Origin of the sequence: Paraburkholderia sp. Clong3 (genome assembly GCF_050436485.1) — a bacterium.
Lineage (GTDB): Bacteria > Pseudomonadota > Gammaproteobacteria > Burkholderiales > Burkholderiaceae > Paraburkholderia > Paraburkholderia tuberum.
Map to the genome: position 1 here is coordinate 375,344 of NZ_JBNDMH010000004.1, position 24,172 is coordinate 399,515.

Here is a 24,172-nt window from a genome sequence, read left to right on the forward strand (position 1 = left end):
GTTGGATCACGAATGCCACGATATTTTTCAACTCGTGGCGTTTCAGCCTTTGCGATGGGCGACAGACCATGCTGCGCTGTTTATTTTGCGCGATCCGCACGGATCATGCCAGTAGCTGCGGTTGATGACGCATTCGTTGGGGATGCGTCAAAGTTCAGGAGCATGTCATGTACAAGCGGATTCTCGTGGCAATCGACGGCAGTCAAGCCGCCCAACTCGCGCTTCAGGAAGCGCTGACCATCGCGGAGACGGCACAGTCGACCGTGACAGCGGTATTCGTCGCCGAACATGCTGCGCAAATGGTCGACGTCGGCATCGGCCTGATCGATCAGCAGAGCCGCTCGACGGTGTCGGCCGAGGCCGCGATGGCGACGCTGGAAGATGCTAGCGCGCTATTCGAGCAGCGTGGGGTGCGTGGCTTGACGCGAGTTGTCGACGCGTACGGCGAGGACATCGCGGGGGTGCTCTGCCGTATCGCCGGCGAATGCGAAGCCGATCTCGTCGTGATGGGCACGCATGGACGGCACGGGATAGGACGCTTGCTGGTGGGCAGTGTGGCTGAAGCCGTCTTGCGGCGCACCGAGGTGCCGGTCCTGCTGGTCCGGCGCGAACGGGATCTGGACGAGATACCCTCGGGCCTGTGACGGCTTGAAGTACAACCTTGGCCTGTGGATCGCGGACAAAAGAGGCGCCCCGACGAGCGGGCGCCTTGAAAGTTTCGTGAGGGGCTATCGCCGCGTAATGCCTAAAAACCCGTACATCGCGAATCCGTTTCGAATCAGTGCGACATCAGCACCGGCACGGTCATCGACTGCAGCATGGTTCGCGTGACGCCGCCGAGCAACCTTTCCTGAACGCGCGCATGCCCGTACGCGCCCATCACCAGTAGATCGATATGACGGTCGGCAAGCATGTTCAGCAGCAGCGCGCCGGTCGATACACCGTCCACTCCGGGCGTCCCGGCGAATCCCGCCTCGATGCCGTGCCGCGCGAGCCAGGCGGCGACGTCGATGCCGGCCGGTTCACCGCTCTGCGAATGGCGCTGCACCGTCATCACGGTGACGAATTTCGCTTTCTTTAGCACCGGCAGTGCATCGGCCACGGATCGCGCGCTTTCGCGGCTGCCGTCCCACGCAATCAACACGTTTTGCCCGAACGACCGGACGGCTCCGGCGTAAGGCAGTACGATGGCCGGGCGGCCCGCACTCATGACCACGTCCTCCACAAAATGGCGGGCGATATAGGACGAAGGCTCCTTCGGATCGGACTGACCGAGAATCAGAAGGTCCGCGTGGCGAGCGTGCAAAGCCGCTGTTTCGACCGCATCACCGGCTGGCGCGCGCCATTCAACGCTCAGGCCGGCGCGCTCGCCGGCCGCCAGGAAGCGTGCCTGGGCGTCCTTCAGATTGGCGTCGCGTTGCGCTTCCTGCGCAGCCACCCAGGCGCCTTCTCCATCCAAAAAGATCGGTCGCGCGAGTTCCTGGCACACCACGTACAAGCCGATCAGATGCGCTTCGTACCGGCGGGCCAGGTCGAGCGCGAATTCGGTGCGCGCGGCGCTATACGGACTGTCGTCCAGATGCACGAGCAGGGTTTTGCAGTTCATGATTGCTCCTTGGCAGCTTCGGCCGTTGGCAATTGTTCGCCTGTAGCCGGGTTCATGCAGTGCGCGGAGATCAGAAGCACCGGGCACTGCGCGATGCGCAGAAAGCGTTCGGCGACGCTGCCGAGCACCATCCGCCGGAAACCTCGGCGCCCATGGGTGCCTATCACCACCACGTCGGCCTTGAACTCGGCAGCGGCGCGCTGGATGCATTGCGCGACGTCGTCGGCGACCGGATCCGCCTCGACGATGCGCGGTGAGCCCGCCACGCCGGCGCGGCGCATGCGCGCGGCGTCGTCGTCGATCACATGCGCGCCTTCTTCGAGAAGCGCGTCGCGGACGTAAGAGGGATCGTAAGAGGGCACGTCATACGTCATGAGCGGGACGTTCACGACATACAACGGCTGCAATTGCGCGCCGGCTTCGTGTGCAAGTTGCAAGGCGGCGTCGAGCGCATGACTCGACGTTTCACTGCCGTCGACCGCCACCAGAATCTGCTTGTACATGGCGAACTCCCCTTAAGGAGGCGGCTTAGGGCCGCGCCTGCAGAGCGCCTGCGATTGTCAGTGCGACATCAGCACCGGCACGGTCATCGACTGCAGCACCGTGCGGGTTGCGCCGCCCATCACCAGTTCCTGCCAGCGGGCATGGCCGTAGGCTCCCATCACGAGGAGGTCCGCACCGAGCCCGGCTGCTTCCGATAACAGGGTGTCGCCAACCGACGCGGCCGGACCGGCTTCGACGTCCTTGACTTCGACCTTGATGCCGTGCCGCGCAATCACCGCTGCGATGTCGGCGCCCGGAATACGGGAGCCCGTTTCCCTGCGAGCGCCGTTGACCGCGACGATCGTGGTGAGCCGCGCTGTGCGCATGAACGGCAGCGCGTCATGCACGGCACGGGTGGCTTCGCGGCTGCCGTCCCAGCCGACCATCACATGGCCGCCGGGGGAAGTGACGCTGCTGGCGTTCGGCACCAGCAGCACCGGCCGGCCCGCGGACATGACCAGGTTTTCGGGGAAATAGTTGCCGACGTACGACTCCGGATCATCCGGATCGTCCTGGCCGGCGATGATCAGATCCGCGCAACGTCCCCGGTGCGGCACCGCGAGACTGGCTGACTGAGCGACGGCGACCCACTCGCCCGCCACCCCGGCCCGGCTCAGCTCCGCATGGAAGAGGCGTTCGAGCGCGCCGCGCCGCTCGGCGCGCAACTGCTCATGCGTCGCGTAGTAGCTGATGGTGCCGGCCATCACGTACAGCGAGCGCGGATCGGGACTGAACAGGGCGAATACGCCGGTCAGATGGGCACCGAAGTGCTTCGCGAGGCGCAGCGCGATTTCGAGCCGCGGATGCGCGCGCCGGCTCGTATCCAGATGAACGACGATGGTTTTGTAGCTCATTGCAAAGCTCCCGGAAAGTGAATGGGCGGCGCCCGACCATGTGAACTGAGTCTATGAGCCGATGGCGCTGCGGCGTTGATTCAGATCAACCGTGCGACTGGTGGGGCGAGGACAGTGGAACCTGAAGACGACGGGGCGCGCCGGTCCCCAAACGCCCCGTTCACGGGCGCCCCGAGCCTGCCAGCGCACGTTCCGCCGTCAGCTTGGCGAGTGCGGCGGATGCGAGCCTTACGCGCACGCTGTCGGCACGGCTCGTGACGATGATCGGCAGCCGCGCGCCGAGCACGAGACCAGCCGCGTCGGCGCCGGCGAAGTACATGAGCTGTTTGGCGAGCAGGTTGCCGGCTTCCAGATCTGGCGCCAGCAGGATGTCCGCCTGACCGGCCACGGGCGAATCGATCTGCTTGATTTTCGCGGCCGCCAGGCTGATTGCATTGTCGAAGGCGAGCGGGCCGTCCACCAGCGCGCCCGTGATCTGACCGCGCGCGGCCATGACGGTCAGCGCGGCGGCGTCGAGCGTGGTCGGCATGCGCGAGTTGACCGTTTCGATCGCGCCGAGGACCGCGACCCGCGGGAGTTCGACACCCAGCAGGTGCAACAGGTCGATGGCGTTCTGGCAGATATCGCGCTTATGGTCGAGCGATGGCGTGATATTGACCACGGCGTCGGTGACCACCAGCGGCTTCGAATAGGCCGGCACGTCCATCGCATAGACATGGCTGATGCGCCGCGAAGTGCGTAAGCCGGATGTCCGCGCGACGACCGCGCCGAGCAGTTCGTCCGTGTGCAGACTGCCTTTCATCAACGCGGCGACCCGACCGGCCGCGCCCATTTCCACGGCACGCGCAGCCGCCGCATGACTGTGCTCGACCGCTTCGATCGGCACACCCGCGAGGCTGAGATTGGCGGCCTCGGCAGCGGCGCGGATTTTGGCTTCGGGGCCGATCAGCACCGGTTCGATCAGGCCTTCGTCGCGCGCTTCGATCGCTGCCAGGATGGCTTCTTCCGAGCAGGGATGAACGATCGCCGTGCGCAATGCGGGACGCACGCGCGCCTGCCGCATAAACGCGTCGTAGCGGTCGTGACGTCGCAAGGCGACTTCGGCATTCGCGGTGCACGGCCACACTACCGGCATCGACGGTGCAACGACCGTTGCCGTGCCGAGCAGCACGCTGTCGCCCCTCTGGTTCGTGCAGCAGATGTCGAGCAGGACGATGCGTCCGTCACTGCGCTTTTCCTTCACCTTGACCATCGCGGTGATGCTGTCCCCCGCTGAGACAGGATGACGGAACTGCAGGGTCTGGACGAGGCAGATCGTGCCGGGGCCAGGCAGCCGCTTGCCGAGCAGCGCGGAAATCAGCGCGGCGGTCCACATGCCGTGTACGACTCCATGGCCGGACAGCGCGCCCGCGGCGATCGCCGCATCTTCATGCGCGGGATCGAGATCGCCCGATACGGCCGCAAACAGATCGATATCGTTCTGCAGGGCCACGCGTACGAGCGACGCCGACTCGCCGATTTCGATTTCGTCGAAAGTGCGGTTGCGCAAAAGGTTGTCGTTCACGATGGCTCCGACACGACACGATGCCGTGTGACTTTCAGGTACGTCGATTAAGTCATGCCGAGGCTCCGGTGAGTTGATCTGCATCATCTGTTTCGGAGACGCGGCTGCTGGCGTCCTGCATTCCGTCAGACCGGCGCACGCTGACCGACGGTGTCGCACAGCGCTTCGGCGAAGCGTTTGAACGCATGCAGCGAGCCCGCGATGCTCTGGTATTTTTCGCGGCCGATCTGTCCGTCGAGCGTAATCAGCAGCCCCGACTCGCGCGCGAGCGCGAGGATGGCATCGAATTCAGGGATCGCGTTGCGCGCGTCCTGTGATGGTTCCGCCGATGTCGCGGCGCGGGCGAAAAAGGCTGTGTTCGACATGGCCGGTCTCCTTACGGGTCTACCTCGGCACGCGCACCGGGCGCATCGCGAGGGCAATCGATTCGGGCTGTCACGAATCCAGTATGGGTCGGCACCCGGCCGGTGCAAATCAGGTGGCACCGAGCTTCAGGTAGGACGTTCTGCATGCTTGTCAGGTTTTTCCTACGCAACGATCCGCCGGTCATGACGGCCAGGTTCATCGCTTGATATGGATCATGAGAATTCGCTTCAACCGCGCCTATGCTCGTGGCATGCGCTGCGAATCCAGCATGTGAATGCACAACCGCGAGTGATATGGAGGCTGAAATGTCCGCAGCGAAAGTCCTTGTCGTCTATTTCTCACGCACCGGGACCACGCGTCTACTCGCGTCGGCGATTGCCGGAATGCTGGCCGCCGATCTCGAAGAGATCTGTGATTGCAGCGATCGCGCAGGGCCGGGCGGCTATCTGCGCTCGCTGATCGATGCAATCCGCAAGCGGCCCACGGAAATCGTTCCGGCCGGCTTGAGCGTGTCGGCCTATGACCTCGTCGTGATTGGTTCGCCGGTATGGGCCGGTTCCGTGTCGGCCCCGGTGCGTTCGTATCTCATCGAGAACCGGGCGCGACTGCCTCAGGTTGCATTCTTCTGCAGCTTCGGCGGACACGGTGCCGACGCGGCGCTTCGCGAGATGGGCGAACTGGCCGGGAAGCCGGCCGTTGCCGAATGCAAGGTCACCGCGGCCGCGGCGCACCAGGGCGCGCAGGCCGCGCTGGCTGCGTTCGTCGGTGGGCTCAAACGGCACCTGGCGCGGGCCGGCGAATTCGAATGGATGTGTTGAGTCGCATGGGGAGCGGGCGAACATGAACTGGCGGCTCTTTCCGATACTCGCCGTCGCGGGACTTGCGGCGTGCAGTTCCGAGGCACGCATTGCCGCATTGCGCGACAGTGAGATTCAACTGCAGCAGGCCCGCACAGAGGCGTGGGTGAACTGCTCCGCTGGCGCCGACTGCGATCGCCTTTGGACATTGACGAAAAAATACGCCGCGCAGCGCTCGGTGACGCCGATTCGCCGTGCCGACGACACAGCGATCGAAACCACCGAGCCGCATATGTTCGGCGCCGTCTATGTCTGGGCAACCAGGACCACCGATGACGCAGGCGCCTCGACCATCAGGCTCAAAGGCATGTGCCGTGGCATGTATCGCACCGACGGTAACCCCGGTTGGCTGTACAAGAGCTGCGCCCGGCAGATTCGCGCGGTCGAAACCGATTTTCGCGCGTACCTCGGCGCCGCGTCGTAGTTCTTCAGCTGATCGCACGTTCACTGTGACCGTGTCGCGGCGTGCTTTTTTCCTGCTTTTCTCTTATTCGGGAATAAACATCAGCAGCGCGGCCACGCCCATCACCAGGGTGGCGATCGAGCCGAGCACGATCAGCGGTTTGCTGGCCGTGAACGCGCCCATCACCGATTTCCTCGACACGAGAATCATGACGACCACCAGTAACGGCACCGCCACCACGCCGTTGATGACCGCGCTCCAGAACAGCGCCTTCATCGGACTGATCGGCGAATACTGGATCGCGAGCGCCGCCAGCACGCTGACGGCGATGATCGCGTAGAAGCCGCGCGCGTCGCGCACCTTGCGCTCGAGCCCCTCATGCCAGCCCATCGCTTCGGATAGTGCATACGCGCCTGAACCCGCCAGCACCGGCACGCCGATCAGGCCGACGCCGAGAATGCCCGCCGCGAACAGGATGTAAGCGAAGTCGCCGGCGAGCGGGCGCAACGCGCTCGCCGCCTGCGCCGCTGTGGTGATATCGGTCACGCCGGCCGCGTGCAGCGTGACGGCGGTCGCCAGCATGATGAAAAAGGCGGTGAGGTCGGAATAGAACATGCCGGACCATGTGTCCCAGCGGATCCGCTCAAGCTCCCGGGGCGCCGCGCCGGCATCCAGGATGAGCGCGACACCGCCGCGATGAGCGTGCATGTCTTCCACTTCTTCGGATGCCTGCCAGAAAAAGAGGTAGGGGCTGATGGTGGTGCCGAACACGCCGACGACCATCGCCGCCGCGTTGCCGTTCAGCGTCAGATGCGGCCACAGCATGCGCCAGGCCACTTCGCGCCAGGGCACCTGAACGGTCAACAGCACGACGGCATAGGCGAGCAGCGAGACCGTCAGCCACTTCAGAAAGAACACGTACCGATGGTACGGAACGAAAACCTGCAGCAGCAGCGTGCCGAACACGAAGCAGGCCGTCATCAGGTGCCGGTCGACGCCGCTCACCAGTTCCGCCACTTCGCCCATCGCGGCGACATCGGCTGCGATGTTCAGCACGTTCGCGACCAGCAGCAACGAGACGACGCCCATCAGCACGACAGGTGGGAACGCGCTCTTGATGTTGGCGGCGAGCCCTTTGCCGGTCACCCGGCCGAGGTTCGCGCACATTGACTGGACCGCGGCCATCAACGGAAAGGCGAGCGGCATCGTCCACAGCATGTTCAGGCCGAACTGCGCGCCAGCCTGCGAATAGGTGGCGATGCCGCTCGGATCGTCATCGGCGACGCCCGTGATGAGGCCCGGACCGACATGGGCCAGCGGATGCTCCTTCAGACGCGCGAGCAGCGTCCGCAGGCTTTTGGTATGCCGCAAACTGTCGACTTCCACTAGATCACCTCGCTAATGGTCCCGCAGCGTCGCGAATGCCTTGTAGACGATCCGCGGGTCATGCTGCCCCTTGTAGACAGCCGGTGCGGCCCGATCGAGCCCGAGCAGTGCATACACCGCGTTCTGCGCCGAGCGCACCGAGTATTCGACGGTGAACACGACGTCGTCGGGCAACTCGCAGAACTGCCCGATGAAGGCGAGATTGCGCCATTCGTCAGGTACCACGGCAGGCCGGTCGCCGCGCCGGCGCGGCAGGAACTGGCTCGTGATGAACGGCATCATGCAGGGAATGCAAACCGCGTGCTCGAGGATTCGGGCCGACTCCGACTGCATCTTCAGATGACCCACGATCTCCGTGAGGATTTCGCGGCCGGTGCAGGCCTGCATCGGCTTGTCGACGAAATCGCCGGGCTGATTGACTCGCAAGCCGTACCCCCAGAACACCTGCACGTCCGCCGGCTGACCGATGAAATGCGGCTGATGCGGCAGCACGATCGACACGAGCCAGTTCGACTCCGGAAAAGTAATCAGGCCGCCTTCGCCGGGCACATTGCCGGTCAGATCGCGGATCAGCCGGAACAGCGTCGGGTCGCGCAGCGTCACCGTCAAGGAGAGCCACTTCGACGCGTCGACATGATCGGCGAAGATGGACGGATGACCGAATTCCGGCCGGCCCGCGGCGATGTTTTTCCACAGGCTCCAGGCCCCCGTTGCGTCGACCGTATCCAGCGGCGCGGGACGGTCCATGCCTCCCAGGCTGGAGGCGGCCGTCATCGAGCCGAGCGTGACGATCACCTTGTCGGCGGGATCGACCGGCAGATCGAAGCGCCCGTGCGCCGTTTCGCCCACTATTGCGCTGACCCGGTTCAGTGGGCCCGTTTCGTCGAAGCGAAGATCGGTGACCCGGGTGTCCTGCCGGAATGCCACGCCGTGGTCGTCGAGCCAGCGGCGCAGCGGCCGGATCATCGAATCGTACTGGTTATAGACCGTGCGCATGATGCCGTGCAACTGGTTGAAACCGGTGGACATATGCGCGAAACGCAACAGATAGCGGCGGAATTCGACCGCGCTATGCCACGGCTGGAACGCGAACGTCGTGCACCACATCAGCCAGAAATTGGTTTCGAAGAAGGACGTGTCGAAGTGATCGGCAATCCGGCTAGCGCCGAGCATCGCTTCCGGTTCGATCGACAGGCGGCCGAGCGTGACCAGATGCTTTTCATCGAGCCCGTAGGCCGGCGCGTCTTCGCGTTTGCCTTCGCGCACGAGCCGCGCTCGCGACGAGGTTCGCATGGTTTCGTTCCAGTCGAAGATTTCCTGCGTCACGCTTTTGGTGCCGTCCAGTGTGGGGATCGACGAGAAGAGGTCATATGTGCACAGATACTTGCGTTCGAGCATGCGCCCGCCGCGCGCGACATAGCCGCTTTCGGGATTGCCCGCACCATCCAGGCTGCCGCCCAGCTTGTCGAGCGCTTCGAAAATGGTGATGTCGCAGCCGCGCACGTGGCCGTCGCGGATCAGGAAGGCAGCGGCCGCCAGCGAAGCGATGCCGCCGCCGACAAGATAGAACTTGCCGTTCTCTGCGGCATGGCCGTCACGGTCGACGTCGGCGCGCGGCGCATGTGCGTGAATCGGATCAGAATTTTGCACGTTGTTTCCCCTGTCGAGGTTCGCTGCAATCGAACTGCAGCCGGACCGCCCTGCCGCGCAGAGCGGGCGTTGTTCCAACATACGCGAGGCTTGGGTGGTCCGATTGAGTTGGATCAAGCAACGATCGCGGCGGCGCGCTCGGGCGGGCGTCGAACTCAGGTTGATTCGCAAAGGCGACGCGGGCGGCGCTGCGACCACCGCGGCGTTGATCGCGGCCATCGCCCGGCGCATCGGCGCGAATGCCCGCAGTGGTCCCCACAGCGGCAGCGCCGCGCCGACCAGCAAAAACGATGGTCCGATCAGAAAAGGCCGGCATCCCCTCGATGTCTTGACGCAAGTCAAGTGGCTCAAACCGTCCCAGCCGATGATCCAATCATCCCGCCGGTTGCGTCTCGTCAACTCACCCCCGCCACCGCGGCGGGCGAATTCGCTACGGAACCCGCGCGAAAACGCTGGACGCCTGGGAGAGGGCACATGGGAGTCGGCATGCAAATCGTCTATCTCGGCTTTGCCGGGACGTCGCAAATCGAAGCTGAGGCGGCTTCGCAACTGGTGCGCCTGGAGCGGTTCAGCAGGTTCATCGCGGGTTGTGATCTGGTGATCGAATCCGTCCATGCCGCGCTTCCTGACCATCGGGCCAACGTGCCGCCAGGCGATGCGCGCGGTCGGCTGTTCGAGGCCCGGCTCGACCTGATCATGCGCAGCGGCGAACTCGTCCCGATCAGACGTTGTGTCGACGCCAACGCGGAAGTAGCGATCCAGGCGGCATTCAATTCCGCCGAGGAGCAACTGGCGTGCAATCCGGTGCGTAGCCGGTCCTGATCATCGCAACGAGTCGTGCGACGGCAGCGCTTTTTAATGCCCTACGAGGAGAAAGTCATGTACCAAAACATTCTGGTTGCCGTGGATGGCAGCGAGGCGTCGAAACGCGCGGTTAGTGAGGCTACCCGCATGGCCAAGCTGGCGCATGCGAAGCTGACCGCAGTGTATGCGATCGACCAGTCGGCGGCCTTTACCTACGCGGGCGCGTGCGACCCGCATCTGTTGACCGATGCCGAGCGCCAGGTCGGACGAAGCCTGCTGGACGACGCACTCGCGAAAATGGAAGTCCTCGACGTGGCCGGCGATTCTGAAATCATCGAAACCCAGGGCATCGCCGAAGACATCGCGAGTTGCATCGCACGCTGTGTCGAGCGGCGCGGCGCGGATCTGGTGGTGATGGGTACGCATGGCCGGCGCGGCATGCGGCGCATGGTGCTCGGCAGCGTCGCCGAGCGTTTCGTGCGGCATTCGCCGTGCCCCGTGCTGCTGGTTCGGGAAAGCGCCGCCGACGCCTGAGCATCGTCCTGACAGGCGCGCCATGTGCGGGACTGCAGCACACTGGCGTGCGTTGATGCAGGTCAACCGCACTTCGACGCCCGGGCCTACATTGAACTGTCTGCTGTGTTGCGCTGACCGGCAGTGTGAATTGCGGGCCCGCCTGCATCCCCACCAAAGCGACTTGAGGACCCTCATGGCAACTGACTCCACCACGCCCCTGAATCTGTATCGTGCGAACCTGGGACTCGCATTGCGGATGCTCGGTTGCGGACACGAATACCGCCGGCAAGCCTGCGAGTTCGAGATGTTGCGCATCAAGCGCGATCTTGCCGCGTTGAATGCGACGCGCGACGCGGCAACCGGCGCGCACGACTGGAGCGAACTCGCGGCAGGCTATCAGACGATGCTGCGCGACTACATGGCGGCTACCACGAATCTCTGGCAACAGGGGCTCGTTTCGGTGGCCCGGCACCAAACCGCGTGCAGCGACGACATGCGCGACGCGCTCGCCGGATGGCAGGCCGCATGGACCGGCAACTGGCAGCAGGGCGCCGGCATGAATCTCGCGGCGCTGCCGCTGCAGGACTGGATGCGGCGCTTCGAACAGACGGTCAGGAACGCGCTGGACTGCGGCGCGCCATTCGGTCGGCGCACGGATTCGGCGACGCCTCCCGCGACGGCACGCCGCTTTGCGCCACCGGCAGAACAGCATGTCGGCTAAGCGCGTTGCCTTCATCACCGGCGGCATGGGCGGACTCGGCGCCGCCATTAGCCGTCGTCTTCACGACGCCGGCATGGTGGTCGCCATGTCGCATTCGGAACGCAACGATCACGTCGCCACCTGGCTGGTGCGCGAGCGCGACGCCGGCCGCCGTTTTCATGCCTACGAAGCCGACGTGACCCGTTTCGATTCGTGCGCGCATTGCGCAGAACGCGTGCTCGACGAATTCGGCACGGTCGACGTTCTCGTCAACAATGCCGGCATCACGCGCGATTCGAGCTTTGCGAAAATGAACCAGGACGACTGGGATGCGGTACTACGCACCGATCTCGACTCGCTGTTCAATATGACCAAGCCGTTGCTCGGCGGGATGGTCGCGCAACGCTTCGGGCGCATCGTGAATATCGGCTCGGTGAACGGCGCGCGCGGCGCCTTCGGCCAGACCAACTACGCGGCGGCGAAAGCGGGGATTCATGGCTTCACGATGTCGCTGGCGCTGGAGGTTGCGAAACATGGCGTGACGGTCAACACCGTCTCGCCCGGTTACCTCGCGACCGCGATGACCGCGGCCGTGCCGAAGGATGTGATGGAGACGAAGATCTTGCCGCAGATTCCGGTGGGCCGCCTCGGGCAACCCGACGAAGTGGCCGCGCTAGTGGCGTTCCTCTGTTCGGACGACGCGGGTTTCGTCACCGGCGCAAACTTCGCCATCAACGGTGGGATGCATATGGGGTGAAGCGGGGCGGCGAACGTTTCCAGCGGGCGGCGACCGACGACTATCGCTTGATACATGTCAATCCATGTGGCACGAGACGGCCTAAAGTCGGTCGTATGGCAGGCCAGTTTCCCTCAACGGAGGTAGCACATGAAGGCGCTCGTCTATCACGGTCCCGGCAAAAAATCGCTCAAGGAAAGGCCCATTCCAGAACTCGCCGCGCCCACCGATGCGATCGTCAAAATGACGCGCACTACGATTTGTGGCACCGATCTGCACATTCTCAAAGGCGACGTTCCGAGTTGCGAGCCGGGGCGCATTCTCGGCCACGAAGGGGTCGGCATCGTGCAGCAGATCGGCGCGGCGGTGTCGTCGTTCAAACCGGTGATCGGGTGCTGGTTTCGTGCATTTCGTCGTGCGGCAAGTGCGACTACTGCCGGCGCGGCATGTATTCGCATTGCACCACGGGCGGCTGGGTTCTGGGCAACAAGATTGATGGCACCCAGGCCGAGTACGTGCGCATTGCGCACGTCGAGACGAGCCGATGCTGCTAAAGACGGTCCGAGCGGGTCGCATCGATCCCGCGCGGCTGATTACGCACCGCTTCAAGCTCGAAGACGTGGCCGGTGCCTACGATACCTGCAGCCGTGCCGCGGACACGCATGCGCTGAAAGTGATTATTGAAGTGTCCTGACCGGCGCGTTGCGCGGACGCATGCGCACCCGCGCCATTAACCCAGCCCCCTATCCATGACCGTAATGGATGATCCAAGGAGTAACACGATGAGCAACTTGACCCGTTTTGACCCGTTTGCAATCGAACCCATGTCGGATCTCTTTCAGGGCCTGTTCCGCCCACTGCGCGGTGGCGCGGGCGGGGAGGCGCCGCTTGCCGATATCAAGATCGATGTGACGGAGAGCGATACCCAGTACACCGTGAAAGCCGAACTGCCCGGCGTCGAGAAAGACGATATCGACGTGAAGATCGACAGCAATCTCGTATCGATCAGCGCCAAGGTCGAGCGTAAGCAGGAGCTGAAGGAGGGCGAACGCGTGGTTCGTCGCGAACGCTATTCGGGCGCCGTCAGCCGTTCGATCTCGCTGCAGAGCGAGATCGATGAAGCCACTGCAACGGCGCAGTACAAGGACGGCGTGCTGTCGCTGACGCTGCCCAAGAAAGCGGCCTCCGCGCGCAAACGCCTGCCGATCAACTGATTGGCGCGGCGCCGGGCGCACCGCTGTACGTCCCGGCGCAGCGGCAACCCTTGCATGCCAACAAGGAGCAGGCAATGAAGTCAGACATGGAATTACAGCAGCAGGTCGAAGAAGAGCTGGCTTGGGATCCGGCCGTCAGCGTCACGGACATCGGCGTCGAAGTATGCGACCGCGTCGTCACGCTGTCCGGCCACCCGGTCAGCTACGCGGAAAAAGTCGCGGCGGAAAAGGCGGCGCAACGTGTCGCGGGCGTGAAGGCCGTGGTCGTGGAAATGGATGTTCGCCTGCTGCATACGGATGTGCGCGCCGACGAAGACATCGCCAAAGCCGTTCGCACGATCCTGCGCTGGACCGTCGGGCTGAGCGAAGAGTCGGTCAAGGTGCAGGTCGAAAAGGGCTGGGTGACACTAAGCGGCGAAGTCGACAATGCCTATCAGAGTCATGTCGCGACCCGCACCATTTCGCATATGCGTGGCGTGACGGGCGTATCGAACGTGATCCGTATCGTTAGCGACGCGGCCGCGCAGGATATCGGCGAGCAAATCAGCCAGGCCCTGCAGCGTCACACGGACCGTGAAGCGAAGCATATCGCGATCAAGGCACACGAAGGCACCGTGACGTTGACGGGCAAGCTCGATTCGGCGGCGGAGCGCTCGGCTGTGCGCGGGGCCGCGTGGTCGGCGCCGGGCGTGCATGCGGTCATCGACAATCTGACCGTGGGCTAGCTTGCGGCGTGGCGGCCGGCGCGCATTTGCGTGCGCCCGCGTCACTTCATCTGGGTGAAACATCAGGAGCGACTCATGACGCTTTCCGGAAAAGTTGGCGACGGCCATTGGTCGGTATCGGTCGTGACGCATCCGACGGCGGGCGGTTTCAACTGCTCGATACAGCTCAGTCACACGACACCGGAAGGCGTCTTCACCCACGAGTTCACGCACAGCAGCGTACTTCCGAGCGAACGCGAAGCCGTGCTCGCCGGGCTGCGCGAGGGGATGGTGTGGATGCAACTGAAGATGTCAAAGACGTTGTCGCTTCAGGCGGCAGACCAAGCTCAACTCAAACCACACTCAACGCAATAGTCAGGAGACTTGCCATGCGTGCTTTCGACATAATGACCCGTAACGTGGTATCCGTCAGGCCCGACATGACCGTGCGCGAAGTCGCGAGGATGTTCGTGGAAAAGAGAATCAGTGGCGCGCCGGTAGTCGATGCGGCCGACGCTATCGTCGGCATGATCAGCGAAGGCGATCTGCTTCGACGCGTTGAGCTCGACACCGATAAACCCGTGCGTTCATCATGGCTCGACCTGTTCTCCGCGAGCGACGACGCTGGCAACTATGTGAAGTCGCATGGACTGAAAGTCGAAGACGTGATGTCGCCCGAGGTCGTCTCCGTGGACGAAGACACGCCGATCAGCAACGTCGCCACACTTCTCGAAACGCAGCATATCAAACGCGTGCCCGTGACCAGGGCCGGCAAGATGAGCGGCATTATCAGCCGAGCCAATCTGATTCAGGCATTGGCCAGTCTCCCGGAGGAGCCTGCGCGCGACGCCGGCGCCGACGTCACGGACCGGGAGATTCGTGCGATGTTGATGGGCGAGTTGGCCGGCCACAAGTGGGCATTCGCAGGACGCAACATCGTCGTGAGCGACGGCGTGATCCATCTCTGGGGCGTCTTCCACTCGGCGGAGTCCATCCAGGCGGTTCGCGTGGCAGCCGAGAGCATCCCCGGCGTGAAGGGCGTCGACGACCATACGGAGCCGTATCCGGTCATGCCGGGTATTTGAACGGCCGGCCGTCGGCGAGAGAGCCGCCGCGGCTCTGCCGGGCTGTCCGGATTGGTATAAAGTGAATCGGGCGCCGCCACTGGCGCGTTGGACCCATATTGCCGCCCCCGTTCCTCATCGGTCAGCCTCCAAAATGAAATACAGGGACTATTACGAGATCCTGAGTCTCGAACGCAGCGCTTCTCAGGAAGACATCAAGCGTTCGTATCGTAAGCTCGCGCGCAAATATCATCCTGACGTCAGCAAGCATGACGATGCGGAAGACCGCTTCAAGGAGTTGGGCGAGGCGTACGAGGTGCTCAAGGACCCCGAGAAGCGCGCGGCCTACGATCGCATGGGCGACAAATGGCGCGACGGTCAGGATTTTCAGCCGCCGCCTAACTGGGACGAAGGCTTCGAATTCCGCGGCGCGGGCAGTCAGCCGGGTGCGCAGACCGACTTCCATGAATTCTTCGAGTCGATGTTCGGCGGCGCACGCGGCGCGCATGCGCATGCGGGGCCCAGGGCGTTCAACGTGCGAGGCGAAGATCATCACGCGAAAGTGCTGATCGATCTCGAAGACGCGTATCGCGGCGCGCAGCGTTCGATTTCGCTGCAAGTGCCGGTGATCGATGCGCAAGGCCATGTCGCACTGGAATCGCGCACGCTCGACATATCGATTCCGAAAGGGATACGGGCGGGCCAGCATCTTCGGCTCGGCGCCCAGGGCGGCGCGGGTGCCACGCCCGCGGACGCTGGCGACCTCTACCTGGAAATCGGGTTTCGCGAACATCCACGCTTTCGCGTCGACGGCCGCGACGTATCGCTCGAATTGCCGGTCGCGCCGTGGGAAGCCGCGCTGGGCGCGAAGATCGCGGTGCCGACGCCGGATGGTATGGTCGAGATGACAATACCGCGGGGTTCCGCCGGCGGCCGACGGCTGAGACTCAGAGGCAAGGGGATCCCCGCCGACCCGCCTGGCGATCTCTACGTGATACTGAACATCGTTCTGCCGCCGGCGGACAGCGAAACGGCGAAGGCCGCTTACGAATCGATGCAACGGGCCTTCAACTTCGATCCGCGCGCGCACTTTTATGGAGGATCATCGTGAAAGAGACCAGGACGACGACCTGCCTGCAAGGACAGGTTGTCGACGAGAGTGTCGAGTTTACGCTCGTCGAATTAAGTCGGGCGAGCGGGGCATCGGAAGAGGAATTGAGGCTTTGGGTCTCCGAAGGCGTGTTCGAACCCAAGGGGGATCAACCGCAGGAATGGCGTTTCAGTGGTGCGGCGTTTCGGCGCGTACGGACCGCACAGCGGCTCGCACGCGATCTTCAGATCAACCCGCCTGGCATCGCGCTCGCCCTCGATCTGCTCGACGAAATCGACGCGCTGCGCGCGCGTGTCAATCGTCCTCGTGTTGGTTAGACGCTGGTGCGCGATGTGTGCTGCGGCGTTGCGTCAGGCTACGCGCAGTGCGTCGTCTTTCGCCGGCCGCGCTGACGCGTCGCTGGGAGATAGCACCGGCAAGGAGGCCTGTACTGCCTCGGCAATGGCAAGCGAGAGTCTGTAGCGACAGAGGTCGCTGGGTCGGCCGGTAGGGTCGTAGGTGCTGTAGGCCAAACTGGATGTGCCATCGTCCGAGTAGTCGCCGGTGTCCGCTACGAGCAGGCTGATCAGAACTTTACCCGGTTTCGTGCCGTCGCCTGGCAAGCACAGTTGAATCCTTGCAAAGAGATCGGGACTGTCGCCAGACCGGTCCAGCACGTGTTCATATACGGGCAGCAAGGTGAAGCCGTGGAGGGCGACGGTAAAGCCGGGCTTGTTGCCTAACGCCTTGTACACGATACCTTTGAGGGTGAAGCGGGGCTCATGGCAGGGCGCCTCCAGCGCTACCGACAATGCCCGCGCGGCGGCGTCAAGCGAGGCCCCGCGGTCTAGCAGATAAGCGACTTCGTCGGCATTGTGGGACATGGCGAACTCCATCTGAAATATGCGAACACCCTAACGAGCCGCCCGGACGATGTTGTCCAGGATCAGTATGGCCGCCAATCTGACGGGCATCACCACCAAGCTTAGTGACGTGTCCGCCGCCGCATTTGATGCAAATCAATCTGGCCGAAATGTTCGCTGCCCGTGTGCTGCGCTGGCTGGTCCATTACCGCTTCGGATTTATCGGCGCGGCTTGTAGACGAGCGACATGGCGGCAGAGCGTGTCCAGCCATCGTCGCCCGGCCGTATCCAGCGGATCGATCTCGCCACGGACGAACTGGCGCGGGACATCTCGTTTGCGTCGAGCCATGACATCGGCTTTGCAGAGGTGATCGGACTTGCCCGTGTGCTCGGGCTTGCGCCGCGCGACATGGTCATCTCGCGATAGAAGGCGCGTGCTTTGACGGGCGGTGCGTCCATTACGCCGGAAGTCGCTGCCGCGGCGGCGTGGGCCGTTGAGCGCGTGGTGGCCGAGGTTGCCGGCTCAGGTCGACAGGCGGCGATATGACGCCAAAAGGGGCGTGCCGTAGTTGCGGCGATGTTGAATGCTCCCGTGGCTTCCCGATGTGAACCGCGTCGACGCTCCGTAGTGCGCGCTGGTCGTCCGCGATGACGCTCTCCGAGGATGCCAGCCGGATCGGCTCAGTCTGATCGGTGCGACGAAGGAAGTCAGTCGGAATTGAGACTATATTGAATGACAGAATTTCCATGCACATCGCGCGGGTTGGGTGGCGCACAGTCATGGGTGACCCGGCCGGGGTTCCGGGTATTCCCTACAGGAGGCACGAGATGAGGCGCATCTATTTCCTGTTGCCCAACGTCGAGAGCGCAAAAGGGATCATCGACGAACTCCTTCTCAAGCGCGTCGAATGGCGGCATATCCACGTGCTGGCCCGCCCCGATGTACCTCTCGAAGACTTGCCCGCAGCGACGCTTGCGCAGCGCAGCGACCTGCTTCCCGCGCTCGCGCGGGGGACCGCAGCGGGTGGCGTTACCGGCATGCTCGCCGGCCTCGTCGCGATGGCCTTTCCTCCGGCCGGACTCACCATTGCCGGCGGCGCCGTGGTCTTGATGACATTGGCGAGTGCAGGATTTGGAGCGTGGACTGCGACGATGATCGGCGTCGACGTGCCCAACACTCGTCTGAAGCGCTTCGAAGACGCGGTCGCGAAAGGTGAATTGCTGATGATGGTCGACGTCAGGACCGACCGCGCTGAAGAAATTGAACTGCTGGTCAAGAATCACCATCCGGAGGCGGATGTCGAGGGCACGGATCCGACCATACCTGCGTTTCCTTAATTTCCGCAGACCCGATAGGGACGTAAAGAAGCCGATAGGCGTGCACAGGAGACCACAATGAGAGACGAATACGGGACGAAACGCCGACAGTTCGTTCATGCCTTGGCGGCAGGCGGCCTGATAGGCATGGGTGGCGGTTGGGTACGCCGCTCGTGGGCTGCCAATGCAGTGACGCTGCCGTTCGCGAACGGTCTGCGAGAGTTGACGAGTGGGTTTCCGCATAAGGGTGAGATGCTGCTCTTGCGAAGCCGCCCGCCTTTGCTCGAAACGCCGTTTTCCGTATTCGACGAAGGCGTGTTCACCCCAAATGACCGGTTTTTCGTGCGTTGGCATCTGGCCGGCATTCCGACCCGGGTCGACGGCGGCGCCTTCCGACTGGTGGTGCGGGGACTGGTCGGCCGCGAACTTAGCCTGAGCGTCAGCGAAATCATGAATGGCTTTGCTCACGTCGAAGTGGCTGCCGTGAATCAGTGCGCAGGCAACTCTCGCGGTTTCTTCAAACCGCGTGTCGCCGGCGGAGAGTGGGGCAACGGCGCGATGGGCAACGCCGTGTGGACCGGCGTGCGGCTCAAGGATATTCTGGATCGGGCAGGGGTTAAGGCGGGCGCCGTTCAGGTTCGTTTCAATGGGCTCGACACAGGGGTGATCGCGGCCACGCCCGACTTCATCAAAACGCTCACTGTCGACCATGCCCGCGACGGCGAAGTGATCGTGGCGTTCGCGATGAACGGCCAGGCGTTGCCGTTTCTGAACGGGTTCCCGTTGCGGCTCGTGGTGCCCGGTTGGTATTCGACATACTGGATGAAGATGCTGAACGACATCGAGGTCATCGACCGGCCGGACGAGAATTTCTGGATGGCCAAGGCGTACCAGATTCCCGACACACCTCACGCGAATGTCGAACCCGGACAGACTGGCGTCAAGACGGTGCCCATCAACCGGATGGTGCCAAGATCGTTCTTCACGAACCTCGGCGACGGTTCCGTGCTCCCGGTGATGCGGACGCAGACGGTCAGGGGAATCGCATTCGGTGGCGACGCGGGTGTGCAGCGGGTCATGTTTTCCTCCGACGGGGGCGGTTCATGGATGCCGGCGCGCCTTGAAAAAAGCTATGGAAAATACAGCTTCCGCCGCTGGGATGCGCAGTTCACGCCCCATTACGCCGGCCAGTTTGTGTTGAAGGTGAAGGCGGTCAACGAGAACGGCGTTGAGCAGCCGGACACACCGAACTGGAACAGCGGCGGCTATATGCGCAATGTCGTCGAATCGGCAACTGTGGTCGTCGCGTGAGGAGGCGAACATGAAAGCGTCTGCTGCAGTGCTGCTCGTATGGGCGAGTTGTGTGAGCGCGTCTGCCATGGCCGGGCCGGACAAGCCTGGAGGCGCCGCCGTAATCCGGACCGTCGACGTCACGCTGCCCAATGGCAGCCTGACTTTCCCGCCGGGCGTTGGTTCGAACCTCGCGAACGCGCAATGCGTGATTTGCCATTCAGCCGGAATGGTCACCCGGCAACCGCCATTGTCGTTTCAGGAGTGGAAAGCGGAGGTGACCAAGATGCGTGCGGTCTACGGTGCGCCGCTGGCTGCCGATGAGGTTGATCAGATCGCACGATATCTGACGGCGATCAACGGGAAGCCTTGAATCCTTGCGCGTCGGATACGCGATAGTAAGAGCATTAATCACCACAACCCGCTGTCGGCATTGTGCCTGCCACCGCGGCTTTCCAAACTTTCCCCGGAGCAGCAAATGGCAAAGAAAGTACTTACGGCCGAACAAATCCGTGAAGAAGTGCGTAGGCGCATCCATCAGGACAAACCAGCAGGTGAAGACCGGGTGGAAATACCAGTCCCGCTGCCGAAGGTCCACGCGGTAGATGCCGAGACGCGCAACTGGAATATGGAATCGATAGGTCACGCTGGGCACGACGCCTACGTCCGGCGTGTTATCGAGGAGGCGAGAAGAGAGTTCTTTCTATCTGACGCCGCTGAGCACGACGAAAAGTTAGGCGATTCGATCGCGCGCCGCTGAGTACCGCACGTTTCTGACCGGGTACCAGACTGTGCTTGCCGACGAAACGCTGATCGCGAAGGAGCTCAAGCGGTGCAGACAACGGCATCAGGGTGGTCAAGGTGGTAAATACATAGTCTTCCGAGGGTGAGGTTCCTTGAGCACTTTGCCAACCGGGCTCCGTGCCTGATCGGAATGGAGGCGTGTGGCGGTGCGCATCACTGGGCGCGGCAGCTGATGAAGATGGGACACGAGGTGAAACTGATGCCTGCCGAATTCGTGAAGGCATTCAACATTCGCGACAAGATCGACGCGGCAGACGCCCGCGCTATCTGGCTAGCGGTTCAGCAACCGAGCAAATCGGTGGCAGTGAAGTCGGAAGTGCAACAGGCGATGATGGGACTGCACCGGATGCGCGAACAACTGGTGAAGTTCCGCACTGTGCAGATAAATGGATTGCGCGGGTTGCTGACCGAATACGGTGAGGTGATGAGCAGAGGTCGAGCGAAACTGGACAGAGAGATACCAGCGGTGCTCGAACGAGTCGCCGAGCGACTACCCGCAGTGCCGATCGATACGCTACGTGACCAGTGGAATGAGGTGGCGAAGCTCGACAAGCAGATAGCCGAGATCGAACGGCGCATACGCGAGTGGAAGAAGGCTGATGGTCGGTACTCACGCCGTTATGGCGCCTGCAACTGAGCGCCGCGGGGAGCGTTTGGCCATTACCTGCTGGTGCGGCGCAGTCGCGATGAGACCCGCGAGCACGCGTATTACGTCGTCTGTGCTCCCCGCAGCAAGGTTACCCGTCAGACGCTGGTCAACGTCGCCGGCAGGCGATGGGAAATCGAAGTCGGATTTGATGTGGCCAAGGGCGAATGCGGCCTTGATCAATACGAGGTTCGTCGCTTGCAGGGCTGGTACCAGCACATCACACTGGCATTGCCGGCGCACGCGGTGCTTGCTGCCCTGAGGGCACAGGCCAAAAAAAAACAGCTGAAGGTTCACTGCCGTTCAGCGTTCAGGAGATCCGCCGGCTACTGTGTCGACTGATATCGCGAACGCTCCACTCCATTGAGCATGTGATGTCTCGTGGTCAATCTGGCGGCGTCGACATCAATACCGCGCCCAGCAATGCCACTACCGGCGACGCGGCGGCGTGCCTCCGGCGTATCTACCGCTGTAGTACTAAGAGACCCCGGAGTCATTGGGTGAAAAACCCATGGTTGCCGGTCCCGCGGCAAAACTATCGTTACAGCGTCTCAACTCCGTCACTGGCCAAGCTGCCAGCGCAGAACGGGATGCGTCGCTCCATTCGGCATCGCCCATACGCCCGTCGGACTGAAGTCATAAGATACAAAGGATGCGGGCGTGCTCATTTGAGCGGTCGTGAGGCCATTCGAAGCTGGTATCGGCGTGCCGTACACGACGCCGACCGCAGCTGTCGTCGTATTCTTGTCCCAATAGACGTCGTTCGTGATGGTGCCGTTATTTGTTCGTGCAATTCCGATGGGCTGATAGAACGGCTGCGTGACCGGGCCCGTCGCAAACGACTGACTGATTGTCCCTTCGTTGACGATGACAAGTCCAGCACCGCCGCACGGCGTATAGCTAGGGCCGCGGCAGTAACCTCTGAGCAGCGTTGGGCTCGTCGAATAGGACTGGTTGATCACACCCGTGTTGTAGCCGACGAGGCCCCCTGCGCCCTGGTTGCCGTAGCTCAGCGATTCAACCGAACCACTCGAGAACGATTGGGTGATCAGGCCGCTATTCGCGCCCACGAGGCCACCCAATACATTGCCCGCAATCACCGAGACACTGCTGGAAGAACGCAGGACCGTGCCGGCGTTAGCTCCCAAGAGGCCACCGGCTACCGTAGCGTCCAGTCCGAAGGCAGTTGCGTTGCTATTGAGATTGCCAGACGCGTTGACGCCTACAACGGTCCCGCTGTTCATACCCGCCAGCATGCCCATGAAGCCGTAAGGGGCGTTGTAGGGCTCCGCGAAAACCCCAGTGCCTTGCACGTTCAGGTTTCGCACGACACCTTTGCTGCCGATGACGCCGAACATCCCCATCAATTGCGGACTGTTTTGGTCGGCAGGCTCCCACGGTTGCAGCGTCAGCGAACTGACTGTATGCGCTTGTCCGTCGAATTGCCCCATGAACGGCGTGACGCTGTTGCCGAGAGGCGCATATGATCCGTCGCTGGTTGCGCTCGCATTGATATCCTTGCCGAGCGCGTAGTTGCCGGCGAGGTCGCTCGCGACGCTCTTCAGATCGGTAAGGGAATTGACGAGCTTGTACGCGGTGCTTTGCGTCAGCAGCCCGCTGTAGGGAGCCGGTGTCCATGCCATATTGGTAAGTTGCGTGCCGGCGCCGTACGTGCCGTTCATGTCGTACAAAGCACTGAAGGCGCCCGTGCTTTTCGACCAGTCCAGCGCGCCAAGGTTGGTGACACTGCCGCCATTGTCGATGCCGTATGCGTCGGCACGCAAGGTCAGATTGCCCGCGCCGTCGTTCGCGATCGTCGTGCCACCCGTGACCGACACATTGTGGTACGCCGCGAGCGTGAGCGAAGCCGGACCCTGCCAGCGCAGGCTCGAAGCGATGCCGAGGTCGCCCGTTGCGCCGTTGCCACCCGTGGTCGTGACATCGACCGAGGTGCCCGCGCTCAGGCTGCGCTGCAACGTCCGTGCCGCAGCGTCATCGATCGTAAAAGCGGGCGTTGAAAGATTCCACTGGCCGGCGCGAACGGCTGCGTGCCTGCCGAACGCCAGCTGCGCCGCCTGCGTGTCGACCGTTCCGCCGCTGCCGTCGGCATTCGTTGCCGCGATCCTGCCTTGCTGCCTGACGAGGCCGCTGTCCGCGATCAACCAGACGTGGCCATCCCGGGTGGCCGTGCCCGTCGCGCGGATCCGGGTGCCGCTGCCTGCGAGCGCATAGACGTTGCCATCGGCAGCCTGAAGACTGACCTGCGCGGCCTTGATGCGCCCCTCGTTGAGGACGGTGCCGTGACTGCCTGCCTGCACGAACACCTGCCTGCTGCTGGCCGAGTCCTGCAACAGCACCGTCTCGCCAGCCGCCAGTTCCACCGTGCCGCTGGGCGCCTTTACCGTGCCCGCGTTGATGACTGCCTGACGCGCGATCAGGAACACATCGCCGCCGCTGGAACTGATCCTGCCGAGGTTGATCACGCTCGCGTCCGACTTGCCCGACAGCGTCAGTGCATCACCGCCGTTGATGAAGGCGTCGTTGCAGATATCCAGGGTGGACGCGACGAAACGTCCGCCCGTGCTAACAACGCCCGACGACCCCACGAGGATGCCTTGCGGATTGATCAAATACACGCTGCCTGTCGCATTCAGGCTGCCGAGAATCGCCGAAGGCGCGCTGGCCGTCACGCGATTGAGCGTTGCGCCAGAACCGTTGTCGAAAGTGACAGTGTTGCCCTTGCCGATCGAAAAGCTGTTCCAGTCGATCACGCCGTGGGTTGAGCCCGGCTGCGTGACGACGAGCGCGGCGCCCTTGCCTGCTATGGTTCCCGCGCCGGCAATGTAGTGACCGCCTTGCGGAAGGACGCCGCCAGCAAACGCCGCGTGCGCAAAGGACAATCCAGCGAGCGAGATGCCGATGAGGAGCCGGATGCGTCTGGGCGACTGCTGGCTCGTCACCGGACGTGGTAGGGACGAAAGTGCCATACATCCCCCTTCCGCGTAGAGCGGAATGGACGCCAACATCCCCACAATCCGACCGGAGTCGCGTGCACCGTGGCGTATCCATCATCAGGATTGTAGTTATCGTGACCGCTCTATGCCAGTAAATGTCATGATGTCCCGGCTTGTCTGGCTTTGCTGCACGGTATCGAGCATTGCAAAATTGGCAGCATGCGGCCGGGTATACGCGCAG

Annotated in this window: 29 protein-coding genes and 3 pseudogenes; 22 read left to right on the forward strand and 10 right to left on the reverse strand. The window is 63.0% G+C overall.

All coding sequences use genetic code 11. The annotated features are described in order from the left end of the window. The first annotated feature begins 167 nt into the window (after positions 1-167). Entirely contained in the window at positions 168-644 is a 477-nt protein-coding gene (locus OKW30_RS39900) for a universal stress protein (protein WP_429349478.1), read from the forward strand. 134 nt (positions 645-778) lie between these two features. Here OKW30_RS39900 and OKW30_RS39905 read toward each other — a convergent pair whose 3' ends face one another. From OKW30_RS39905 to OKW30_RS39925, 5 genes are all read right to left on the reverse strand, one after another. After that, the gene (locus OKW30_RS39905; protein ID WP_429349479.1) at positions 779-1,606 is read right to left on the reverse strand and encodes a universal stress protein; all 828 of its coding nucleotides are present in this window, start codon (positions 1,604-1,606) and stop codon (positions 779-781) included. Further along, positions 1,603-2,109, reverse strand: a complete 507-nt coding sequence (locus OKW30_RS39910; protein ID WP_429349480.1) for a universal stress protein — start codon at positions 2,107-2,109, stop codon at positions 1,603-1,605. Before OKW30_RS39910 ends, OKW30_RS39905 begins: the two co-directional genes overlap by 4 nt. A gap of 57 nt (positions 2,110-2,166) precedes the next feature. Beyond that, complete coding sequence (locus tag OKW30_RS39915; RefSeq protein ID WP_429349481.1) at positions 2,167-3,003, reverse strand: universal stress protein; 837 nt, start codon at positions 3,001-3,003, stop codon at positions 2,167-2,169. Between the two features lie 160 nt (positions 3,004-3,163). Beyond that, a complete protein-coding gene (locus OKW30_RS39920) occupies positions 3,164-4,567 on the reverse strand; it encodes a bifunctional enoyl-CoA hydratase/phosphate acetyltransferase (protein ID WP_429349482.1) in 1,404 nt (467 codons plus the stop codon). Between the two features lie 125 nt (positions 4,568-4,692). After that, positions 4,693-4,932: a hypothetical protein gene (locus OKW30_RS39925; RefSeq protein WP_184037616.1), complete on the reverse strand. Its 240-nt coding sequence runs from the start codon at positions 4,930-4,932 to the stop codon at positions 4,693-4,695. A gap of 384 nt (positions 4,933-5,316) precedes the next feature. Here OKW30_RS39925 and OKW30_RS39930 point away from each other — a divergent pair, with 384 nt between their 5' ends. Beyond that, entirely contained in the window at positions 5,317-5,751 is a 435-nt protein-coding gene (locus OKW30_RS39930) for a flavodoxin family protein (protein WP_429349483.1), read from the forward strand. Between the two features lie 22 nt (positions 5,752-5,773). Then, a complete protein-coding gene (locus OKW30_RS39935; RefSeq protein ID WP_429349484.1) occupies positions 5,774-6,214 on the forward strand; it encodes a hypothetical protein in 441 nt (146 codons plus the stop codon). Positions 6,215-6,277: 63 nt separating this feature from the next. Here OKW30_RS39935 and OKW30_RS39940 read toward each other — a convergent pair whose 3' ends face one another. Genes OKW30_RS39940 through OKW30_RS39950 form a run of 3 tightly spaced genes read right to left on the reverse strand, consistent with a single transcriptional unit; the run spans position 6,278 to position 9,566 of the window. Further along, positions 6,278-7,579 (reverse strand): NRAMP family divalent metal transporter, encoded by a 1,302-nt coding sequence (locus OKW30_RS39940; RefSeq protein ID WP_429349485.1) that lies wholly within the window; start codon positions 7,577-7,579, stop codon positions 6,278-6,280. 12 nt (positions 7,580-7,591) lie between these two features. Next, positions 7,592-9,229, reverse strand: a complete 1,638-nt coding sequence (locus OKW30_RS39945; RefSeq protein ID WP_429349486.1) for an oleate hydratase — start codon at positions 9,227-9,229, stop codon at positions 7,592-7,594. Beyond that, positions 9,216-9,566: a hypothetical protein gene (locus OKW30_RS39950; protein WP_429349487.1), complete on the reverse strand. Its 351-nt coding sequence runs from the start codon at positions 9,564-9,566 to the stop codon at positions 9,216-9,218. The genes OKW30_RS39945 and OKW30_RS39950 overlap by 14 nt, the downstream gene beginning before the upstream one ends. A gap of 5 nt (positions 9,567-9,571) precedes the next feature. On the opposite strand from OKW30_RS39950, the gene OKW30_RS39955 reads away from it, so the two are divergent. The 12 genes and pseudogenes from OKW30_RS39955 to OKW30_RS40010 all read left to right on the forward strand — a co-directional run bounded on the left by OKW30_RS39955 (position 9,572) and on the right by OKW30_RS40010 (position 16,395). Next, the gene (locus OKW30_RS39955) at positions 9,572-10,051 is read left to right on the forward strand and encodes a hypothetical protein (protein ID WP_429349488.1); all 480 of its coding nucleotides are present in this window, start codon (positions 9,572-9,574) and stop codon (positions 10,049-10,051) included. Positions 10,052-10,108: 57 nt separating this feature from the next. Continuing rightward, positions 10,109-10,567 (forward strand): universal stress protein, encoded by a 459-nt coding sequence (locus OKW30_RS39960; RefSeq protein ID WP_429349489.1) that lies wholly within the window; start codon positions 10,109-10,111, stop codon positions 10,565-10,567. A 175-nt stretch (positions 10,568-10,742) separates the two neighbouring features. Beyond that, positions 10,743-11,270 (forward strand): hypothetical protein, encoded by a 528-nt coding sequence (locus OKW30_RS39965; RefSeq protein WP_429349490.1) that lies wholly within the window; start codon positions 10,743-10,745, stop codon positions 11,268-11,270. Then, on the forward strand, positions 11,260-12,006 hold the full coding sequence (locus OKW30_RS39970; protein ID WP_429349491.1) for a beta-ketoacyl-ACP reductase: 747 nt from the start codon (positions 11,260-11,262) through the stop codon (positions 12,004-12,006). Before OKW30_RS39965 ends, OKW30_RS39970 begins: the two co-directional genes overlap by 11 nt. 129 nt (positions 12,007-12,135) lie before the next feature. Further along, positions 12,136-12,527 (forward strand): annotated as a pseudogene (locus OKW30_RS39975) (alcohol dehydrogenase catalytic domain-containing protein); the annotation flags it as partial. 2 nt (positions 12,528-12,529) lie between these two features. After that, on the forward strand, positions 12,530-12,679 hold the full coding sequence (locus OKW30_RS39980; protein ID WP_429349492.1) for a hypothetical protein: 150 nt from the start codon (positions 12,530-12,532) through the stop codon (positions 12,677-12,679). An 88-nt stretch (positions 12,680-12,767) separates the two neighbouring features. Beyond that, a complete protein-coding gene (locus OKW30_RS39985) occupies positions 12,768-13,199 on the forward strand; it encodes an Hsp20/alpha crystallin family protein (protein WP_429349627.1) in 432 nt (143 codons plus the stop codon). Between the two features lie 74 nt (positions 13,200-13,273). Next, positions 13,274-13,924, forward strand: coding sequence for a BON domain-containing protein (locus tag OKW30_RS39990; RefSeq protein ID WP_429349493.1), 651 nt, complete (start codon positions 13,274-13,276; stop codon positions 13,922-13,924). 75 nt (positions 13,925-13,999) lie between these two features. Further along, positions 14,000-14,278: a UDP-glucose 4-epimerase gene (locus OKW30_RS39995; protein ID WP_090804916.1), complete on the forward strand. Its 279-nt coding sequence runs from the start codon at positions 14,000-14,002 to the stop codon at positions 14,276-14,278. Positions 14,279-14,292: 14 nt separating this feature from the next. Further along, entirely contained in the window at positions 14,293-14,988 is a 696-nt protein-coding gene (locus tag OKW30_RS40000) for a CBS domain-containing protein (RefSeq protein ID WP_429349494.1), read from the forward strand. Between the two features lie 133 nt (positions 14,989-15,121). Then, positions 15,122-16,078 (forward strand): DnaJ C-terminal domain-containing protein, encoded by a 957-nt coding sequence (locus OKW30_RS40005; RefSeq protein WP_429349495.1) that lies wholly within the window; start codon positions 15,122-15,124, stop codon positions 16,076-16,078. Next, positions 16,075-16,395, forward strand: coding sequence for a chaperone modulator CbpM (locus OKW30_RS40010; protein WP_184037555.1), 321 nt, complete (start codon positions 16,075-16,077; stop codon positions 16,393-16,395). The genes OKW30_RS40005 and OKW30_RS40010 overlap by 4 nt, the downstream gene beginning before the upstream one ends. A 33-nt stretch (positions 16,396-16,428) precedes the next feature. Here the strand turns inward: OKW30_RS40010 and OKW30_RS40015 are convergent, their stop codons facing one another. After that, positions 16,429-16,941 carry a hypothetical protein gene (locus tag OKW30_RS40015; RefSeq protein ID WP_429349496.1) on the reverse strand — a complete coding sequence of 171 codons (513 nt, stop codon included), beginning with the start codon at positions 16,939-16,941 and terminating at the stop codon, positions 16,429-16,431. Between the two features lie 226 nt (positions 16,942-17,167). Between OKW30_RS40015 and OKW30_RS40020 the strand changes: the two genes are divergently transcribed. From OKW30_RS40020 to OKW30_RS40050, 7 genes and pseudogenes are all read left to right on the forward strand, one after another. Beyond that, positions 17,168-17,347 (forward strand): hypothetical protein, encoded by a 180-nt coding sequence (locus OKW30_RS40020; protein WP_429349497.1) that lies wholly within the window; start codon positions 17,168-17,170, stop codon positions 17,345-17,347. Between the two features lie 401 nt (positions 17,348-17,748). After that, complete coding sequence (locus tag OKW30_RS40025; protein WP_184044460.1) at positions 17,749-18,258, forward strand: DUF1269 domain-containing protein; 510 nt, start codon at positions 17,749-17,751, stop codon at positions 18,256-18,258. A 57-nt stretch (positions 18,259-18,315) separates the two neighbouring features. Beyond that, positions 18,316-19,548 carry a molybdopterin-dependent oxidoreductase gene (locus OKW30_RS40030; protein WP_429349498.1) on the forward strand — a complete coding sequence of 411 codons (1,233 nt, stop codon included), beginning with the start codon at positions 18,316-18,318 and terminating at the stop codon, positions 19,546-19,548. Between the two features lie 10 nt (positions 19,549-19,558). Then, entirely contained in the window at positions 19,559-19,900 is a 342-nt protein-coding gene (locus OKW30_RS40035; protein WP_429349499.1) for a c-type cytochrome, read from the forward strand. Between the two features lie 105 nt (positions 19,901-20,005). Next, a complete protein-coding gene (locus OKW30_RS40040) occupies positions 20,006-20,287 on the forward strand; it encodes a hypothetical protein (RefSeq protein WP_429349500.1) in 282 nt (93 codons plus the stop codon). A gap of 117 nt (positions 20,288-20,404) precedes the next feature. Continuing rightward, positions 20,405-20,932 (forward strand): annotated as a pseudogene (locus OKW30_RS40045) (IS110 family transposase); the annotation flags it as partial. A gap of 8 nt (positions 20,933-20,940) precedes the next feature. Further along, a pseudogene (locus OKW30_RS40050) lies at positions 20,941-21,319 on the forward strand (transposase); the annotation flags it as partial. A gap of 218 nt (positions 21,320-21,537) precedes the next feature. Here OKW30_RS40050 and OKW30_RS40055 read toward each other — a convergent pair. Continuing rightward, on the reverse strand, positions 21,538-23,964 hold the full coding sequence (locus tag OKW30_RS40055) for a filamentous hemagglutinin N-terminal domain-containing protein (RefSeq protein WP_429349501.1): 2,427 nt from the start codon (positions 23,962-23,964) through the stop codon (positions 21,538-21,540). Positions 23,965-24,172: the final 208 nt, after the last annotated feature.

Excerpts from the sequence above, each read along its gene's own strand:
- OKW30_RS39900 (WP_429349478.1), top strand. The coding sequence starts at position 168 with ATGTACAAGCGGATTCTCGTGGCAATCGACGGCAGTCAAGCCGCCCAA.
- OKW30_RS39905 (WP_429349479.1), bottom strand. The coding sequence starts at position 1,606 with ATGAACTGCAAAACCCTGCTCGTGCATCTGGACGACAGTCCGTATAGC.
- OKW30_RS39910 (WP_429349480.1), bottom strand. The coding sequence starts at position 2,109 with ATGTACAAGCAGATTCTGGTGGCGGTCGACGGCAGTGAAACGTCGAGT.
- OKW30_RS39915 (WP_429349481.1), bottom strand. The coding sequence starts at position 3,003 with ATGAGCTACAAAACCATCGTCGTTCATCTGGATACGAGCCGGCGCGCG.
- OKW30_RS39925 (WP_184037616.1), bottom strand. The coding sequence starts at position 4,932 with ATGTCGAACACAGCCTTTTTCGCCCGCGCCGCGACATCGGCGGAACCA.
- OKW30_RS39930 (WP_429349483.1), top strand. The coding sequence starts at position 5,317 with ATGCTGGCCGCCGATCTCGAAGAGATCTGTGATTGCAGCGATCGCGCA.
- OKW30_RS39935 (WP_429349484.1), top strand. The coding sequence starts at position 5,774 with ATGAACTGGCGGCTCTTTCCGATACTCGCCGTCGCGGGACTTGCGGCG.
- OKW30_RS39960 (WP_429349489.1), top strand. The coding sequence starts at position 10,109 with ATGTACCAAAACATTCTGGTTGCCGTGGATGGCAGCGAGGCGTCGAAA.
- OKW30_RS39965 (WP_429349490.1), top strand. The coding sequence starts at position 10,743 with ATGGCAACTGACTCCACCACGCCCCTGAATCTGTATCGTGCGAACCTG.
- OKW30_RS39970 (WP_429349491.1), top strand. The coding sequence starts at position 11,260 with ATGTCGGCTAAGCGCGTTGCCTTCATCACCGGCGGCATGGGCGGACTC.
- OKW30_RS39980 (WP_429349492.1), top strand. The coding sequence starts at position 12,530 with ATGCTGCTAAAGACGGTCCGAGCGGGTCGCATCGATCCCGCGCGGCTG.
- OKW30_RS39985 (WP_429349627.1), top strand. The coding sequence starts at position 12,768 with ATGAGCAACTTGACCCGTTTTGACCCGTTTGCAATCGAACCCATGTCG.
- OKW30_RS39990 (WP_429349493.1), top strand. The coding sequence starts at position 13,274 with ATGAAGTCAGACATGGAATTACAGCAGCAGGTCGAAGAAGAGCTGGCT.
- OKW30_RS39995 (WP_090804916.1), top strand. The coding sequence starts at position 14,000 with ATGACGCTTTCCGGAAAAGTTGGCGACGGCCATTGGTCGGTATCGGTC.
- OKW30_RS40000 (WP_429349494.1), top strand. The coding sequence starts at position 14,293 with ATGCGTGCTTTCGACATAATGACCCGTAACGTGGTATCCGTCAGGCCC.
- OKW30_RS40005 (WP_429349495.1), top strand. The coding sequence starts at position 15,122 with ATGAAATACAGGGACTATTACGAGATCCTGAGTCTCGAACGCAGCGCT.
- OKW30_RS40015 (WP_429349496.1), bottom strand. The coding sequence starts at position 16,941 with ATGTCCCACAATGCCGACGAAGTCGCTTATCTGCTAGACCGCGGGGCC.
- OKW30_RS40020 (WP_429349497.1), top strand. The coding sequence starts at position 17,168 with ATGGCGGCAGAGCGTGTCCAGCCATCGTCGCCCGGCCGTATCCAGCGG.
- OKW30_RS40025 (WP_184044460.1), top strand. The coding sequence starts at position 17,749 with ATGAGGCGCATCTATTTCCTGTTGCCCAACGTCGAGAGCGCAAAAGGG.
- OKW30_RS40030 (WP_429349498.1), top strand. The coding sequence starts at position 18,316 with ATGAGAGACGAATACGGGACGAAACGCCGACAGTTCGTTCATGCCTTG.
- OKW30_RS40035 (WP_429349499.1), top strand. The coding sequence starts at position 19,559 with ATGAAAGCGTCTGCTGCAGTGCTGCTCGTATGGGCGAGTTGTGTGAGC.
- OKW30_RS40040 (WP_429349500.1), top strand. The coding sequence starts at position 20,006 with ATGGCAAAGAAAGTACTTACGGCCGAACAAATCCGTGAAGAAGTGCGT.
- OKW30_RS40055 (WP_429349501.1), bottom strand. The coding sequence starts at position 23,964 with ATGGCACTTTCGTCCCTACCACGTCCGGTGACGAGCCAGCAGTCGCCC.